The following is a 14,604-nucleotide window of genomic DNA, read 5'->3' on the forward strand; positions in this document are numbered from 1 at the left end:
CCTACTGGCGGCCCAGCAGGCGCTGGAACTGCGCCAGGTAACGGTTGCCCATCTCCTGGACGTCGTGCTCGCTCTTCACGTACGCATAGGCGCGCTCGGTGACCTCGTGGCGGAAGGCCGCATCGTCCAGGCACCGGGCCATGCCGGCCGCCATGGCCTGGTGGTCGCCCACCGCAACCAGCACGCCGCGGCCGTCGGCCAGGCTTTCCTTCAAGCCGCCCGCGTCGGTGGAGACCACCGGCACGCGTTGCAGGAAGGCGTCCAGCACGCTGCTGCCCAGCGCTTCTTCCTCTGAGCTCATGACGAACACGTCGAGGATGCTGTAGAAGTCTTCGACGCCCTTGCGGAACCCGGCGAAACGGTAAACGTCTTCGATGCCAAGCTTTTTCGCCTCGTCCTTGGCCTGCTGCTCGCGGTCGCCGCCGGCGCCGAAGTGCAGGAAGACGAAGTCGCGGCGCGTCTTGGCCAGTTCCCCCACCGCACGCACCAGCGTCACGGGGTCCTTGTCGCGGATCAGCGCGGCAGACGTTGCCATGACCTTCTTGCCGGCCAGATCGAACTCGCGCACCAGGTTGGCAACGTTGTCGGCGTTGATCTCGTGCGGCTCGACGGCGCTGCGGATGATGACCGGTTCAATGCCCAGCCGGCGTGGTTCGCTCGCTGCCATCTCGCTGATGGCCACGAACAGGTTCGCGTGGCGCCACTTGAAACCGGTCTTCCATTCGTCGCCCGGCTTGACCACGAACGACGTGCGGCGCGAGAACGCCACCGGGCTGCGGTGCAGCCATTTGGTCAGGACGGCCCAGGTGATGGTGTTGGCGGTCTGCGCGTGAATGATGTCGTAGCGGCTGGCGCCCGCCAGGAATGCCAGCTGCCCCGGCACGTTGCGGCAGGTGTGGGCTACAAAGCCCTCCTGGCGCGCGCGTTCGGCCAGCGGCGCGCCCTCGCGGCACATCACTTCGACGTCATGGCCCGCCTTGCGGAAGGCGCGCATGCAATACAGCGTCTGCCGTTCGCCGCCACGCCAGCCTTTCTCGAAGTTCAGTTGCAGGATCTTCATGCGCGCCCGATGCCGGAATACTCGAAGCCCAGGCCGCGCACGTCGGCCGGCGTGTACAGGTTGCGGCCGTCGATGATCAGCGGCGTCTTCAGCAAGGCCTTCACACGGTCGAAGTCCGGCGCGCGGAAGACCTTCCATTCGGTGGCGATCAAGAGCGCGTCCGCGCCGTCCAGCGCGTCGTACATGTCGGTGGCGAAGCTGATGCCCGGCTGGCCGACCAGCACGCGGGCGGCCTCATGCATGGCCACGGGGTCATAGGCCCGCACGTCGGCGCCGCGGCGCGTCAGTTCGGCGATGACCGTCAGGCTGGGGGCCTCGCGCATATCGTCGGTGTTGGGCTTGAACGACAAGCCCCACAGCGCGATCTTGCGGCCGCGGAGGTCTTCGCCGTAGCGTTGCACCAGCTTTTCCGACAAGCGGAACTTCTGCGCGTGGTTGGCGGCTTCGGCGGCTTCGATCACCCGCATGGGCAGGGAATTTTCGGCAGCGGTATTGACCAGCGCCTGCACGTCCTTGGGGAAGCAGGAACCGCCGTAACCCGCGCCGGGGTACAGGAAGTGGTAGCCGATGCGGGGATCGGCGCCGATCCCGCGGCGCACCTGCTCGATGTCCGCGCCCAGCGCTTCGGCCAGGTTCGCCATCTCGTTCATGAACGAGATGCGCGTGGCCAGCATGGCGTTCGCGGCGTATTTCGTCAGTTCTGCCGAGCGCACGTCCATCACCATCAGGCGGTCGTGCGTGCGCTGGAACGGTTCGTAGATGCGGCGCATCACGCCGACGGTGTAGTCGTCGTCGGCGCCGACGACCACGCGGTCCGGGCTCATGAAGTCATTGATGGCGGCCCCTTCCTTCAGGAATTCGGGGTTGGAGGCCACGCTGAACGGGATCTCGACGCCGCGCGCGGCCAGTTCCTTGTTCACCACCGCACGCACCTTGTCGGCCGTGCCGACGGGCACGGTGGACTTGTCCACGATCAGCTTGCGGGACGTCATGTGCCGCGCGATGTTCTGGGCGGCGGCCAGCACGTACTTCAGGTCGGCAGAGCCGTCTTCGCCCGGCGGCGTACCCACGGCGATGAACTGCACGTCGCCGAAGGCCACGCTTTGCGCCACGTCGTCGGTGAAATGCAGGCGGCCCGCCTGCACGTTGCGGCGGACCAGGTCTTCCAGACCGGGCTCGTAGATGGGGATGCCGCCCTGGCGCAACAGGGCGATCTTCGCCGCGTCCACGTCCAGACACATGACGTCGTTGCCCATGTCGGCCAGGCACGCTCCCGACACCAACCCCACGTAACCGGTACCCACGACCGTGATTTTCATGCCTGCACGCCTTCAAAATAGGGAATCTTGCGCGCCTGGCCTCAGGACCAGGCGCCGGCCGCCATTATAGAAGCGGCCGCAAGCCAGGGGCGGAACCGCCCTAGACCCGCAGTTTGTTGAACCGGACGGTGTTGACGACCACCGCCAGGGCGGCGCAAACCGTCCCCAGCACCAGCGCCAGCCCGGGGCCATGCGCCACACTGACGCTGAAGGCGATGGCCACCAACGCCGTGCCGAAGCTCTGGCCAAAGACCCGGGTGGTGGCCTGCAAGCCGCCTGCCGCGCCGCTGCGCGAGCGGGGCGCGGCCGACAGCATGGCGCGGTTGTTCGGCGTCTGGAAAAAGCCGAAGCCCACCCCCGCCACGAACATGCCCGCCACGATGGGCCAGTTGGACACCGATGACGGCAGCAGCGCCAGCCACAGCATGCCGGCCACCATGGTCGCCGCCCCCACGCCGCTCAGGGTGGCGGCGGAATAGCGGTCGGACAGGCGGCCCGCCAGCGGGGCGATGATGGCCGTGCCCACGGGCCAGGCGCCCATCAGCATGCCGACCTCCAGATACGGCCGGCCCAGCACCTGCTGGAAATAGAAGGGCAGCGACACGTAAGACGCCATCTGCGCGGCAAAGGTACAGGCCGACGCGCCCACGGCAAACGCCAGCGGACGGATGCGCAGCAGGTCCACCGGCACCAGCGGCGCCGGTTGCTTACTGACGCGGCGCACCAGCACCAGCCCTGCGACGCAGGCGATCGCCACCAGCCCGATGCCGCGCAGCAGGTCCTGGCCCATCATGTCCACGCCCGAAATGAAAACGCCCAGCGTCGCCATGCACAGCAGGGCGCTGACCCAATCCAGTTTCACGTCGTTGCGCGGCACTTCGGGCAGATGGCGCAGGCCGAACATGGCCAGCACGCAGATCGGCAGGTTTACCGCGAAGATCCACGGCCAGGGCGCCACCGACAGGATGGCGGACCCGATGGTGGGACCCAGCACCGACATCACGGCCACCGTGGTGGCGTTGATGCTGATGCCCCGGCCCAGCATTTTCAGGGGATAGATATTGCGCACCAGGCCGCCGAACATGCACATCAGCGTCGCCGCGCCCACGCCCTGGAAAACGCGCGCTGCGGTCAGCTGCCACAGCGTGCCGGCCAGCGCGCACCCCAGCGAAGCCAGGGTGAACAGCATCAGGCCGAAGGTGAACATGCGGCGAAAGCCGATGCGCTCGGCCAGCGCCGACAGCGGCAGCAGCGTCATCACCACCGCCAGGTTGTAGGCGTTGACGACCCAGACGGCTTCGGCGGGCGAGGCGTGCAGATCGACGGCAATGGTGGGCAGGGCCACGTTGGCGATGGTGGTGTCCAGCACCGACAGGCTGATGCCCGTCATCACCGTGGCCGCCGCCCAATACCGGCGCGGGGCCGGCAAACCGTCGGGCGGGGCGGGTTTGGCGCCGCCGCCCTGGGGCGTGTCCTTTGCGGCGTCGTTCTCCGCCATCACGACTTCTTGACCGGACGCTGCCAACCCTCAACGGTGAGCTGTTTCGCGCGCGACACGGTCAGCTTGTCGGCCGGTGCATCGCGGGTCAGGGTGGTGCCGGCGCCCAGGGTCGCGCCACGGCCCACGCGCACGGGCGCCACCAGCTGCGTATCCGAGCCGATGAAGGCGTCGTCCTCGATGATGGTGCGGTGCTTGTTGACGCCGTCGTAGTTGCAGGTGATGGTGCCGGCGCCCACATTGACGCGCTCGCCGATGTCGGCGTCGCCGATGTAGGCCAGGTGATTGGCCTTGCTGTCGGCGCCCAGCACGCTCTTCTTGATCTCGACGAAGTTGCCGACGTGGCTGCGGTCGCCCAGTTCGGCGCCCGGACGCAGGCGGGCGTACGGACCCACGCGCGCGTCGCGGCCCACTTCAGCCTGCTGCAGATGGCTGAACGCTTCGATCTGCGTGCCCGCGCCGACGGTCACGTCGCGCAGGACGCAGTGCGGGCCCACGCGCACGCCATCAGCCAGCGTCACGGTGCCTTCGAACACGCAGCCCACGTCGATGAACACGTCGCGTCCGCAGGACAGCGTGCCGCGCACGTCAAAGCGCGCCGGATCGGCCAGCGTGACGCCGGCTTCCAGCTGGCGGCGCGCCTGCTCACCCTGCCAGCGGCGTTCCAGTTCGGCTTGCTGCACGCGGCTGTTCACGCCCAGCGTTTCCCAGCCCGCGCCGGGTTGGGCCGCGCCCACCGGCACGCCATCGACGACCGCCAGCCCGACCACATCGGTCAGGTAGTACTCGCCCTGGGCGTTCTTGTTGTCGATGCGGGTCAGCCAGTCTTTCAGCTTGGCGGTCGGCGCGGTCAGGATGCCGGTGTTCACTTCCTTGATGGCGTGTTCGGCTTCCGAGGCGTCCTTGTGTTCGACGATGCGGCACACGTTGCCCTGGGCGTCGCGCACGATGCGGCCGTAGCCGGTGGAGTCCGCCAGCACTTCGGTCAGTACCGCTGCGCCCGAAGCGCGCGCGGCCAGCAGGCGTTGCAGCGTGCCCGGCTGCACCAGCGGCACGTCGCCATACAGCACCAGGGTCACGTCGTCCTTGCCATCGCCTTCCAACAACAGCGGCACCGCCTGCTGCACGGCGTGGCCGGTGCCTTGCTGCGGCTGCTGCAGCACGAAGTGCAGATCGGCCTGGCCCTCGAACGCCTGTTTGACGCGGTCGGCGCCATGGCCCACCACGACGATGATGCGCGCCGGCTTCAATTGGCGCGCGCTGTCCAGCACATGGGCCAGCATGGGCTTGCCCGCCAGCGTGTGCAGCACTTTGGGAAGGTCGGACTGCATGCGTTTGCCCAGTCCGGCGGCAAGGATCACTACATTAAGCATAAGTTCCAGGAAAGGTTGGGACGGTCGAGCGGCCTTGCGGCCGTCTCGCGTGTCGATTGAAAAGGGTCAGGGCTTGCCGTCGGCAGGCCCCGTTTTCTTGGCGGACTTGGCCGCAGATTTGGCGGCGGGCTTGCGTGCCGCAGGCTTGGACGCCTTGGCCTCGGTCTTCGCGGCGGACTTGGATTCGCCGGGTTTGGCCTTGGCATCCGCCCCCGGGTCCGCGCCGGGCGCGGCGGGATTGGCCGGCATGGACGCCGCGGTGGCCGCAGCGATCTGGTTGAACTGCTGCTGCAGCAGGTCCCACCAGGCCTTGGACGCCGATTGCGCGGCGGCGCCCATCTGTTCGCTCATGCCTTGCATGGCCGATTCCGGCCCGGCCTTGTCCGCGGGGGCGTCCGCCTCCTTGCCGTCCGGATCCTGCTGGGCCTTGTCTTGCCCAGACGGCGGATTCGATGCCGGCTTGGCAGCGGCCTTGGGCGCGGGTTTCAGGCCCAGCACCACTTCCAGCGGAGACGCTGCGCCGCTGTCACGGACCGCGCCCAGGTCCATGTTGGCTGCGCTATCCACAAACGCGCGCAGCGTGCTGATGGTGGAGCGCTGCACTTCCATGCCCTGGATGGTGGAAGACAGCATCGACAGGTTCATGCGCAGCCAGTTTTCCACCGAGCGCAATTCGGCGATGCGGCGGTCCAGGTCTTCAAGGTTCATGGGAGGCGCCATCGGCAGGCTGCTGGCCAGGCCGCCAGGCCCGGTCAGGCCGGCCCAGGCCTGGCGCATCATTTCCATGCTGGCCAGAAGGGGATTGCCCGACAGGTCGGAGTTCTGTCCCATGCCAGGAAGGACGAACGGATTCGTGAATTGGTCGCTCATGCCAGGTCTCCCCAAATACGGATGGTTTCCGCCGGCCGCCGGTCAACCCGGCAGCAGCTGATTATTCTCCACGCGCACACGGTCGCCCGAGGCAAAGGCGAACGGCTGCGCGCTACGGAACTGGCGCGCACTACCGTCGCCCATGCGGACCGTGAGTTCATAGTGCGTCACCGTTTGTTGCTGTCTGATATTACGCTCAACTTCACGGCCTGCCAAAGCACCGCCGACCGCGCCCAGCACGGTCAGGGCCGTCTTGCCGCTGCCTCCGCCAAACTGATTACCCACAACGCCTCCCACCACTCCGCCGCCAATGGTGCCGACCAGATGGTCGCTATTGTCCTTCACAGGCACCTGCACCTGGCGGACCGATTCCACCACGCCGCAGCTCTGGCAAGCCTGCTGCGCCGGCACAGGGGCCGCAGGACGGGGCGCCGCGGCCGAGGCCGGGCGGCCGGTCTGCGCCGGGACGGGCGCGGGCGGCACGGCGGCCTGGGGCGCGGGCGCCAGGTTGGCGCTTTCCGGGCCGGCGCCCGCCACGGGCGCATCCGCATGCGGATTGGCCGACGGCGAGGGCAACCAGCCCATCACCGCGGCCACGCCTACCGCGCACATGACAATGACGGCAATCGCCGCCGCCGCGACCAGCGGATGCAGGCCGCGGCGCGGGTTCTCGATTCGGGTGGTATTCATGACGAAGCTCCATCGTAACTAACCGGCATCGGTATAGCACCCGGGCGCGGTTTCGGCATGTTGCGATGGTGACGCTTCTTTGCAGGCGCAAGCCCGGTGGACAGGCCATCCCATTCGTGGACAATAGGCGCATGGATTCCATTTCCCTGCCCCAGCTCGAACAGGCGATCAACTATTGGCGCAACATCTCGCCGTCGATCGGCGAAGAATCGCGCCTGTGCCCCGAAGCCGCGGCGCTGGCCACGCCCTACGCCTTGATGATCATTTCGCACCGGCACGACATCGCGGTCGCCGAACTCAATGAAAAAGCCCAGGCGGCGCTGGCCGGCTGGGCTGCTTCAGGCGCACGCGCCCCATCCAATCCCTGATCAGCCTTTCAGCAGGGCCTTGATGTCGTGCGTCAGGGCGTCCACGCCCAGATTGTTGTTGGCCAGCACGCGGGACTCGCCCTTGCCGTCCAGCAGGTAGAACGCGGCGGTGTGGTCCATCGTGTAGTTGCCGTCCTTGGTGGGCGCCTTGGCGTAGTAAGCCTTGAACGACGCGGCCGCCTTCTTGACCTGGTCCGGCGTGCCGGTCAGGCCCAGGAAGCGCGGATCGAAGGCCGTCACGTACTGCTTGAGCACTTCCTGCGTGTCACGCTCCGGGTCCACCGTGATCAGCAGCACCTGCACGCGATCGGCGTCCGGACCCAGATTCTTCATGACCTCGGTCAGTTCGGCCAACGACGTGGGGCACACGTCCGGGCACTGCGTGAACCCGAAGAACACCACGACGACCTTGCCGGCGAAGTCGGACAACTGGCGCGTCTTGCCGTTGGTGTCGGTCAGCTCCATGCCGCGGCCCAGCTGGGTGCCGCTGATGTCGCTGCCTTTGAACGTGGGCGCGCTTTCACCGCAAGCGGCAAGAGCGGCGGCGAAGGCGGCAGCAGCGCCGAAGCGCAGGGCCAGCCGGCGGCTGGCGGAAAACACGGACATCAACAACCTCCAGGGGGTCAGCGCAGCAGGCCGACCCAGTGGTCCACCAGCAGGGCGCCGAACAGCAGCGCCAGGTAGAGAATGGAAAAACGGAACATGCTGCGCGCCAGCTGGTCGCTGTAGGCGCGGTACAGGCGCCACGCATACGAGACGAACATGCCGCCCAGCACCAACGCCGACAATAGATACAGCTCGCCGCTCATGCGGATGGCGTAGGGCAACAGCGTCGTGGCCACCAGCGCCACGCTGTACAGCAGGATGTGCAGGCGCGTGAACTGGTTGCCGTGGGTGACCGGCAGCATGGGCAGGCCGGCCTTGGCGTAGTCATGGTTGCGGTACAGCGCCAGCGCCCAGAAGTGCGGCGGCGTCCAGATGAAGATGATCAGCACCAGCACCCAGGCCTCGGCCGGCACCGAGTCCGCCACGGCGGCCCAGCCCAGCGCCGGCGGCATCGCGCCCGACAGCCCGCCGATCACGATGTTCTGCGGCGTACGCGGCTTGAGGATGACGGTGTAGATGACGGCGTAGCCCACAAAAGTGGCGAAGGTCAGCCACATGGTCAGGGGGTTCACCAGCGTGTACAGCACGAACATGCCCGCGCCGCCCAGCAGGCCAGACAGGCTCAGCACCTGGAAGGCCGAGATGGTGCCCTGGGCGGTGGCGCGGCGCGCGGTGCGCAGCATGCGCGCGTCGACTTCCTGTTCGATCAGGCAGTTGATGGCGAAAGCGGCTGCGGCAAGCAGCCAGATGCCGAGCGTGCCGAACAGCACGCGGCGCATATCGGGAATGCCCGGTGCGGCAAGAAACATGCCGATGACTGCGCAAAACACCGCCAGCTGCGTGACGCGCGGCTTGGTGAGTACGAAGTATTGGCGGAACAATCCGGGTTGAGGAGCGGCAAGACTGGTCATAGTGGACCCTATTTTAAACGCGCACCGAATTGGGGCCATAGCCCCCCGCCGGTGCGCGTCCCGCCGTGGACAAACGCACCATCAGCACCACCGCAGCCAAGGTCAGCCCGGCGGCGCCCCCATTGTGCAGCACGGCGATCAGCAGCGGCCACTGGAAGAAGATGGTGGTCAGGCCGGTGAACAACTGCGCGACCAGCAGCGCCAGCATCAGCGTGGCGGGGCCGCGCAAGCCGGGTTCGGCCCGCAGCCGCCAGGCCAGCGTGCCCAGGTACAGGAACACGACGAAGGCGAAGTTGCGGTGCACCCAGTGGATCGCGGTCAGCGCCGGCTGCGAGATCATCTCGCCCGAGGGCAGTTCACCCAGGCCGCGGATGACCGAATAGCCGCCGTGGAAGTCCATGTCCGGCACCCACTGCCCGTGGCACATGGGGAAGTCCATGCAGGCCAGCGCGGCATAGTTAGTGCTGACCCACCCACCCAGCGTCACCTGCACCAGCAACAGCCCGAAGCCGACTGCCACCCACGGTTTCCACCGGGCAGCCGCGGCGCCGATGGCCAGATGCGGGCGTTCGCGGGCCGATAGCCACGTCATCAGCGCCAGCACCGACAACCCGAACACCAGATGGGAGGTCACCACGGCCGGCATCAGCTTGTGCGTGACGGTCCAGGCGCCGAACGCGCCCTGCACGCACACGGCCACCAGCGTCGAGATGGCCAGCGCGGGCGAACGGCCCAGTTCGCGGCGATAGCGCCACGCCATGTAGACGATGCCGATGATGAGCATGCCCAGGATGGTCCCGACGTAGCGGTGGATCATTTCGATCCAGGCCTTGGACATCGTCACCGGCCCGAAGGGCATCGCCTGGGACGCCTGATGGATGTCACCCTGCGCGCCCAGCGGCGTCACGCTGCCGTAGCAGCCCGGCCAATCAGGGCAGCCCAGGCCCGAATCCGTCAGGCGCACGAAGGCGCCGAACATGATCAGGTCCAAGGTCAGGAACCAGGTGAAAAAAACAAGTTTGCGGTACCGCGCTTTGATACGTTCCATTTCCCTAAACCATGACTCTGCCGCGCCGCGCGGATCCCGCGGCACTCGGCCATCCCACTATCGGTGGGGTCACCCTATCCTCGAGTTATAGACCAGCTTGCTGATGTCCTTGCGCACTTTCACGCCATCGGCCTCGGCAGGGTACTGCATCATCAGGTTGCCCAGCGGGTCGATCACCCAGATCGGCTCCGGCAGCCCGGGCTGGCCGGCGGCCGCATCCCGCGCCAGCAGGTAGCGCGCCAGCTGGTCCGGGTCGGCGCGCAGCATGACCGTGCCCTTGTAGGCTTCCAGCACCTTGTCCGGCACCGGCGCATTGTCGGTGATGAACCAGACGCGCGCCAGGCGGTCCACGTTCTTGCCCTGGCTGGCGTGGCTGTTGCGCGTGATGTAGAGCTTGCGGGCGCAGCTTTCCGGGCAGGCCGCGCCGTCGGCCGTCACCAGCAGCCACTTGCCTTTCAGGCTTTGCAGGTCGAACGGCTTGCCGTCCAGCGTCGTCAGTTTCAGTTCGCCCGCGGCCGGCATGGGGCGCTGCGGCGACACCAGCGTGCCGTAATTGCTGGAATCCGCCGGCCACCACTGCGGGTTCATGTACACCACGAAGGCGGCCACGATCGGCGCCAACGAACACAGGAACACCAGCAGCATGGGCATCAATGAGCGCTTGCGTGCCGGTTTGTCAGGTGAAATTTCGCGAGCCACTTTATATCCTGGATGATTCATTCATTGACGTGCGCATCAGGCCCGAGGGCCGCTCTGCGCGCGTTGGCGCATGCGCTTGATGGCGCCCCCCAGCACCACCAGCCATGCGATGGCGGCTATCAGACCAAACGCGAACCACTGCACGGCGTAAGACGTGTTCTTCTGGAAATCCACCGACGGCTGCGGCCAGTCGCGGACCAGGCCGTCGGCGGCGGCCGGGTCTTGCCCTGTCTGGCTGAGCACGACCGGCAACAGGTTCAGCCCGGTCGCGCGGGCATAGTCGGCAAGCGGCAGGTTCTGCACCTGCGGCACCCTGCCGCCCGCCACGGGCAAGGCGCGAGGCAGCGCGGAATGGTCCTGCCCGCCCATCGACCACAGCTCGAACATGCGTGGCACGCGGTCGGAGAGTTCGCCGGTGATGGTCTGCATGCCTTCTGGCGTGGCCGGAAGTTGGGGGTCGCCCTGGCCCTGGATCACCCGCGGCAGCCAGCCCCGCAACACCACCACCGCCTGCCGCGACGACACGTCCAGCAGCAGCGGCGTGGCCAGCCAATAGCCGGGCCTGCCATCGTGGTTGCGGTTGTCCAGCAGTACACTGAATTGCGGCAGCCACGCGCCGCTGGCCTGGGCCACGCGCCACGCGGTCATGTCGTCGGAAGGCGTTGCCGGGGTCAGCATCAGCGGCGCCTGCTTGCGGCCCGCTTCGATCGCCGCCAGAATGGCGCGTCGCTCGTCGCTGCGACGCAACTGCCATTGCCCCAGCGACACCAGAATCACCACGGCGATGCCAAGCAGGAGTAGGGCGGCTACCGTGTAGCGGGTTGAATGCGGTCGGGCCATGTATCGTTGCTAACTCTGTTTTGTCCGGAGACCACCATGCGCGTTTTCGTCGTACTGGCCTTCATCGGTATTCTGGCCAGCCTGGCATCCGCCCTGGTCTACCTGATGCGGGACAAAGGCACTACCAGCCGTACCGTCAATGCGCTGACGGTGCGCATCGGGCTGTCGGTCGCCCTGTTCCTGTTCGTGCTGTTCGCCCATCACATGGGCTGGATCGAAAGCACCGGGCTTAGATAGGCCCGCGGGGCATCGGTTCCCGCCCCCATCGCAACAAAGCGCGATCGGCGCCCGGCATTGTCGCCGCCTGGCCCCCTATCGCGCTTTACCCGCCCTGCGCCGCAGAGCGGATCCGTGCCCACCTGCGTCAGAACCAATAGACGAACAGGTACAAGCCCAGCCACACCACGTCCACAAAGTGCCAGTACCAGGCCGCGCCTTCAAAACCGAAGTGGTGGTCGGCGGTGAAATGGCCCCGGATCAGGCGGATCAGGATGACGGTCAGCATGGTGGCGCCCAGGATCACGTGGAACCCGTGGAAGCCGGTCAGCATGTAGAACAGCGAGCCGTACGCGCCCGAGTTGAACTTCAAGTTCAGCTCCGTGTACGCGTGGTGGTATTCGGCGGCCTGACAGGCCACGAAGATGAAGCCCAGGATGACCGTGGCGGCCAGCCAGAACATAGTCTTGCCCCGGTGGTTCTCGCGCAGCGCATGGTGGGCGATGGTCAGCGTGACGCCCGAGGACAGCAGCAGCGCGGTGTTGATGGTGGGCAGCCAGAACGGGCCCACCGTCTGGAACTGTTCGACCACGCCGGCGGGACCGAAGTTGGGCCAGGCGGCCTTGAAGTCGGGCCACAGCATCAGGCGGTGATCGATGTCGCCCAGCCACGGCGTGGTGATCGTGCGCGTGTACCAGAGCGCGCCGAAGAACGCGGCGAAGAACATCACTTCCGAGAAGATGAACCAGCTCATGCCCCAACGGTACGAACCGTCGATGCGCTTGCTGTTCATGCCGGCTTCGGATTCCTGGATGGCGTCGCCGAACCAGTAGTACAGCACGACGATCAGCCCGATGAATCCCGCCAGCACGGACCATTTGGCCCAGCTGACGCCGTTGATCCAGGCTGCGGCGCCCAGCCCCATGAACAGCAGGGCCACCGCCGTACGCACGGGGTGCCCCGAGTCGGCGGGCACAAAGTAGTACGGTGCCTCTTTACCTTGAACCGAGTGGCTTGCACTCATGGCTTTCTCCCTGGTACAGATTTTTAGATTAAGTGATTCAAGTCAGGCTAGAAACCGCCCAACGCACAATTAATACCAGCACAGTAACGAAGATTGCCGCTGCCAGCAGCCCGGCCACGATCACGTGCACCGGGTTCAGCCTGGCGCTGTCTTCCCGGTAGCCCGCGCCCTTGCGCACGCCGAAGAACCCCCACGCCACCGCCTTCATCGTCTGAAGGAAACTCAGCTTGCGCCGAGAGGTTTCGTGCAGGTCGTCGCTCATGGCCGTGGCCTAGCCGACCGCGTTGCCGGTCAGCAGCGCCGAACCCCGCAACACGGTCCAGGCAAACACAGCAAGGACGAAAGCCAGCAGAACGAGTCCTGCGATTTTGTTGCGGCGGCGCTGCTCGGGTGTCATTCTCGTGCTACCTGGAACATGAAAGGCTTGTTCACTTCACTTCGGGCGGGGTTTCGAAGGTATGGAACGGGGCGGGCGACGGCACCGTCCATTCCAGCCCTTCGGCGCCTTCCCACGGTTTCGCGGCGGCGACTTCACCCTTGCCCATGTAGCAGCGCAGGATCGCCCACAGGAAGATCAGCTGCGACAGGCCGAACCAGAACGCGCCGATGGTGGCCATCTGGTGGAACGTCGTGAACTGCGCGGCGTAGTCGGCATACCGGCGCGGCATGCCGGCCAGACCCAGGAAATGCATCGGGAAGAAGGTCACGTTGAACGAGATCAGCGTCGACCAGAAATGCAGCTTGCCCAGCTTTTCGCTGTACATGCGGCCGGTCCACTTCGGCACCCAGTAGTAGGCGCCGGCAAACAGCGCGAACAGCGAACCCGCCACCAGCACGTAGTGGAAGTGCGCCACCACGTAATAGGTGTCGTGGACCTGGATGTCGATCGGGGCCACCGACAGGATCAGCCCCGTGAAGCCGCCCATCGTGAACACGAAGATGAAGCCGATCGAGAACAGCATCGGGGTCTCGAACGTCATCGAGCCGCGCCACATCGTGGCGACCCAGTTGAACACCTTCACCCCGGTGGGGATGGAGATGAGCATGGTGGCGTACATGAAGTAGAGCTGACCCGTCACCGGCATGCCCGTCGTGAACATGTGGTGAGCCCACACGATGAACGACAGCACGGCGATGGAGGCGGTGGCGTACACCATCGAGGCGTAGCCGAAGAGCTTCTTGCGGGCGAACGCAGGCACGATGGCCGACACGATCCCGAACGCCGGCAAGATCATGATGTAGACCTCGGGGTGCCCGAAGAACCAGAACACGTGCTGGTACAGGACGGGGTCGCCGCCGGCGGCCGCGTTGAAGAAGCCCGTGCCGAAGTGGCGGTCGGTCAGCACCATGGTGATGGCCGCGGCCAGCACCGGCATCACGGCCAGCAGCAGGAACGCGGTGATCAGCCAGGTCCAGCAGAACAGCGGCATCTTCATCAGCGTCAGGCCGGGTGCGCGCATGTTCAGGATGGTCACGATGATGTTGATCGCGCCCATGATCGAGGACGCGCCCATGATGTGCATCGCGAAAATGCCCAGGTCCATGCCCGGACCCATCTGCAGGGACAGCGGCGCATACAGCGTCCAGCCCGCGGCGGTGGCGCCGCCCGGCACGAAGAACGACGCCGTCAGCATGATCGCGGCCACCGGCAGCAACCAGAAGCTGAAGTTGTTCATGCGCGCGAACGCCATGTCGGATGCGCCGATCTGCATCGGGATCATCCAGTTCGCAAAGCCCACAAACGCCGGCATGATGGCGCCGAACACCATGATGATGCCGTGCATGGTCGTGAACTGGTTGAACAGTTCGGGGCGGAAGAACTGCAGGCCCGGCTCGAACAGTTCGGTGCGCAGCAGCAAGGCGAGCGTGCCGCCTTCCAGCAACATGGCAAACGAGAAGATGAGATACATCGTCCCGATGTCTTTATGGTTCGTGGCGAATAGCCAGCGGCGCCAGCCCGTGGGCATGGCGTGGTGGTGGTCATCGTGACCGTGGCCGTGGCCCGGCGACACGTGGTCTACAGTGACGCTGCTCATGATGGACTCCTTCCTGCTGAGTGCCGCCCCCGTTCCACGGGGACGG

General features: G+C 66.3%; 17 protein-coding genes. 2 read left to right on the top strand and 15 right to left on the bottom strand.

Going from position 1 to position 14,604, the window contains the following annotated elements; genetic code table 11:
- Position 1 precedes the first annotated feature (1 nt).
- From CEY09_RS18045 to CEY09_RS18070, 6 genes are all read right to left on the bottom strand, one after another.
- Positions 2 to 1,060, bottom strand: coding sequence for a glycosyltransferase family 4 protein (locus CEY09_RS18045; protein ID WP_088589724.1), 1,059 nt, complete (start codon positions 1,058 to 1,060; stop codon positions 2 to 4).
- Positions 1,057 to 2,379: a UDP-glucose dehydrogenase family protein gene (locus CEY09_RS18050; RefSeq protein ID WP_006226718.1), complete on the bottom strand. Its 1,323-nt coding sequence runs from the start codon at positions 2,377 to 2,379 to the stop codon at positions 1,057 to 1,059. The genes CEY09_RS18045 and CEY09_RS18050 overlap by 4 nt, the downstream gene beginning before the upstream one ends.
- Before the next feature lie 100 nt (positions 2,380 to 2,479).
- Positions 2,480 to 3,877, bottom strand: coding sequence for an MFS transporter (locus CEY09_RS18055; protein ID WP_088589725.1), 1,398 nt, complete (start codon positions 3,875 to 3,877; stop codon positions 2,480 to 2,482).
- Complete coding sequence (gene glmU, locus CEY09_RS18060; RefSeq protein WP_088589726.1) at positions 3,877 to 5,250, bottom strand: bifunctional UDP-N-acetylglucosamine diphosphorylase/glucosamine-1-phosphate N-acetyltransferase GlmU; 1,374 nt, start codon at positions 5,248 to 5,250, stop codon at positions 3,877 to 3,879. The genes CEY09_RS18055 and glmU overlap by 1 nt, the downstream gene beginning before the upstream one ends.
- A gap of 66 nt (positions 5,251 to 5,316) precedes the next feature.
- The gene (locus tag CEY09_RS18065) at positions 5,317 to 6,120 is read right to left on the bottom strand and encodes a PhaM family polyhydroxyalkanoate granule multifunctional regulatory protein (protein ID WP_088589727.1); all 804 of its coding nucleotides are present in this window, start codon (positions 6,118 to 6,120) and stop codon (positions 5,317 to 5,319) included.
- Positions 6,121 to 6,162: 42 nt separating this feature from the next.
- Complete coding sequence (locus tag CEY09_RS18070; RefSeq protein WP_088589728.1) at positions 6,163 to 6,810, bottom strand: glycine zipper 2TM domain-containing protein; 648 nt, start codon at positions 6,808 to 6,810, stop codon at positions 6,163 to 6,165.
- A gap of 131 nt (positions 6,811 to 6,941) precedes the next feature.
- On the opposite strand from CEY09_RS18070, the gene CEY09_RS18075 reads away from it, so the two are divergent.
- Positions 6,942 to 7,178 (top strand): DUF3717 domain-containing protein, encoded by a 237-nt coding sequence (locus CEY09_RS18075; protein ID WP_088589729.1) that lies wholly within the window; start codon positions 6,942 to 6,944, stop codon positions 7,176 to 7,178.
- Here CEY09_RS18075 and CEY09_RS18080 read toward each other — a convergent pair whose 3' ends face one another.
- The 5 genes from CEY09_RS18080 to CEY09_RS18100 all read right to left on the bottom strand — a co-directional run bounded on the left by CEY09_RS18080 (position 7,179) and on the right by CEY09_RS18100 (position 11,282).
- Entirely contained in the window at positions 7,179 to 7,784 is a 606-nt protein-coding gene (locus CEY09_RS18080) for an SCO family protein (RefSeq protein WP_006224575.1), read from the bottom strand.
- A gap of 17 nt (positions 7,785 to 7,801) precedes the next feature.
- Positions 7,802 to 8,695 (bottom strand): heme o synthase, encoded by an 894-nt coding sequence (cyoE, locus tag CEY09_RS18085; protein WP_006224574.1) that lies wholly within the window; start codon positions 8,693 to 8,695, stop codon positions 7,802 to 7,804.
- A 13-nt stretch (positions 8,696 to 8,708) separates the two neighbouring features.
- Entirely contained in the window at positions 8,709 to 9,743 is a 1,035-nt protein-coding gene (locus tag CEY09_RS18090; protein ID WP_088589730.1) for a COX15/CtaA family protein, read from the bottom strand.
- A gap of 69 nt (positions 9,744 to 9,812) precedes the next feature.
- A complete protein-coding gene (locus tag CEY09_RS18095; RefSeq protein ID WP_088589731.1) occupies positions 9,813 to 10,394 on the bottom strand; it encodes an SCO family protein in 582 nt (193 codons plus the stop codon).
- A gap of 84 nt (positions 10,395 to 10,478) precedes the next feature.
- A complete protein-coding gene (locus tag CEY09_RS18100) occupies positions 10,479 to 11,282 on the bottom strand; it encodes an SURF1 family protein (RefSeq protein WP_088589732.1) in 804 nt (267 codons plus the stop codon).
- Positions 11,283 to 11,318: 36 nt separating this feature from the next.
- On the opposite strand from CEY09_RS18100, the gene CEY09_RS18105 reads away from it, so the two are divergent.
- On the top strand, positions 11,319 to 11,519 hold the full coding sequence (locus CEY09_RS18105; RefSeq protein ID WP_006224570.1) for a twin transmembrane helix small protein: 201 nt from the start codon (positions 11,319 to 11,321) through the stop codon (positions 11,517 to 11,519).
- A gap of 127 nt (positions 11,520 to 11,646) precedes the next feature.
- Here CEY09_RS18105 and CEY09_RS18110 read toward each other — a convergent pair whose 3' ends face one another.
- Genes CEY09_RS18110 through ctaD form a run of 4 tightly spaced genes read right to left on the bottom strand, consistent with a single transcriptional unit; the run spans position 11,647 to position 14,558 of the window.
- Positions 11,647 to 12,522: a cytochrome c oxidase subunit 3 gene (locus CEY09_RS18110; RefSeq protein WP_006224569.1), complete on the bottom strand. Its 876-nt coding sequence runs from the start codon at positions 12,520 to 12,522 to the stop codon at positions 11,647 to 11,649.
- A gap of 37 nt (positions 12,523 to 12,559) precedes the next feature.
- A complete protein-coding gene (locus CEY09_RS18115) occupies positions 12,560 to 12,784 on the bottom strand; it encodes a DUF2970 domain-containing protein (RefSeq protein ID WP_088589733.1) in 225 nt (74 codons plus the stop codon).
- Between the two features lie 9 nt (positions 12,785 to 12,793).
- Positions 12,794 to 12,919, bottom strand: coding sequence for a cytochrome oxidase small assembly protein (locus tag CEY09_RS32560; protein ID WP_006224567.1), 126 nt, complete (start codon positions 12,917 to 12,919; stop codon positions 12,794 to 12,796).
- Positions 12,920 to 12,950: 31 nt separating this feature from the next.
- Positions 12,951 to 14,558, bottom strand: coding sequence for a cytochrome c oxidase subunit I (gene ctaD / locus CEY09_RS18120; RefSeq protein ID WP_006224566.1), 1,608 nt, complete (start codon positions 14,556 to 14,558; stop codon positions 12,951 to 12,953).
- Positions 14,559 to 14,604: the final 46 nt, after the last annotated feature.

This window comes from Achromobacter marplatensis (assembly GCF_002209535.1).
Taxonomy (GTDB): domain Bacteria; phylum Pseudomonadota; class Gammaproteobacteria; order Burkholderiales; family Burkholderiaceae_B; genus Achromobacter; species Achromobacter marplatensis.

Coding starts and splice junctions, on each gene's coding strand:
- CEY09_RS18100 (WP_088589732.1), bottom strand. CDS start 11,282: ATGGCCCGACCGCATTCAACCCGCTACACGGTAGCCGCCCTACTCCTG.
- ctaD (WP_006224566.1), bottom strand. CDS start 14,558: ATGAGCAGCGTCACTGTAGACCACGTGTCGCCGGGCCACGGCCACGGT.
- CEY09_RS18095 (WP_088589731.1), bottom strand. CDS start 10,394: ATGCCCATGCTGCTGGTGTTCCTGTGTTCGTTGGCGCCGATCGTGGCC.
- CEY09_RS18115 (WP_088589733.1), bottom strand. CDS start 12,784: ATGAGCGACGACCTGCACGAAACCTCTCGGCGCAAGCTGAGTTTCCTT.
- CEY09_RS18070 (WP_088589728.1), bottom strand. CDS start 6,810: ATGAATACCACCCGAATCGAGAACCCGCGCCGCGGCCTGCATCCGCTG.
- CEY09_RS18055 (WP_088589725.1), bottom strand. CDS start 3,877: ATGGCGGAGAACGACGCCGCAAAGGACACGCCCCAGGGCGGCGGCGCC.
- CEY09_RS18110 (WP_006224569.1), bottom strand. CDS start 12,522: ATGAGTGCAAGCCACTCGGTTCAAGGTAAAGAGGCACCGTACTACTTT.
- CEY09_RS18075 (WP_088589729.1), top strand. CDS start 6,942: ATGGATTCCATTTCCCTGCCCCAGCTCGAACAGGCGATCAACTATTGG.
- CEY09_RS18090 (WP_088589730.1), bottom strand. CDS start 9,743: ATGGAACGTATCAAAGCGCGGTACCGCAAACTTGTTTTTTTCACCTGG.
- CEY09_RS18065 (WP_088589727.1), bottom strand. CDS start 6,120: ATGAGCGACCAATTCACGAATCCGTTCGTCCTTCCTGGCATGGGACAG.
- CEY09_RS18050 (WP_006226718.1), bottom strand. CDS start 2,379: ATGAAAATCACGGTCGTGGGTACCGGTTACGTGGGGTTGGTGTCGGGA.
- cyoE (WP_006224574.1), bottom strand. CDS start 8,695: ATGACCAGTCTTGCCGCTCCTCAACCCGGATTGTTCCGCCAATACTTC.
- CEY09_RS32560 (WP_006224567.1), bottom strand. CDS start 12,919: ATGACACCCGAGCAGCGCCGCCGCAACAAAATCGCAGGACTCGTTCTG.
- CEY09_RS18080 (WP_006224575.1), bottom strand. CDS start 7,784: ATGTCCGTGTTTTCCGCCAGCCGCCGGCTGGCCCTGCGCTTCGGCGCT.
- CEY09_RS18105 (WP_006224570.1), top strand. CDS start 11,319: ATGCGCGTTTTCGTCGTACTGGCCTTCATCGGTATTCTGGCCAGCCTG.
- glmU (WP_088589726.1), bottom strand. CDS start 5,250: ATGCTTAATGTAGTGATCCTTGCCGCCGGACTGGGCAAACGCATGCAG.
- CEY09_RS18045 (WP_088589724.1), bottom strand. CDS start 1,060: ATGAAGATCCTGCAACTGAACTTCGAGAAAGGCTGGCGTGGCGGCGAA.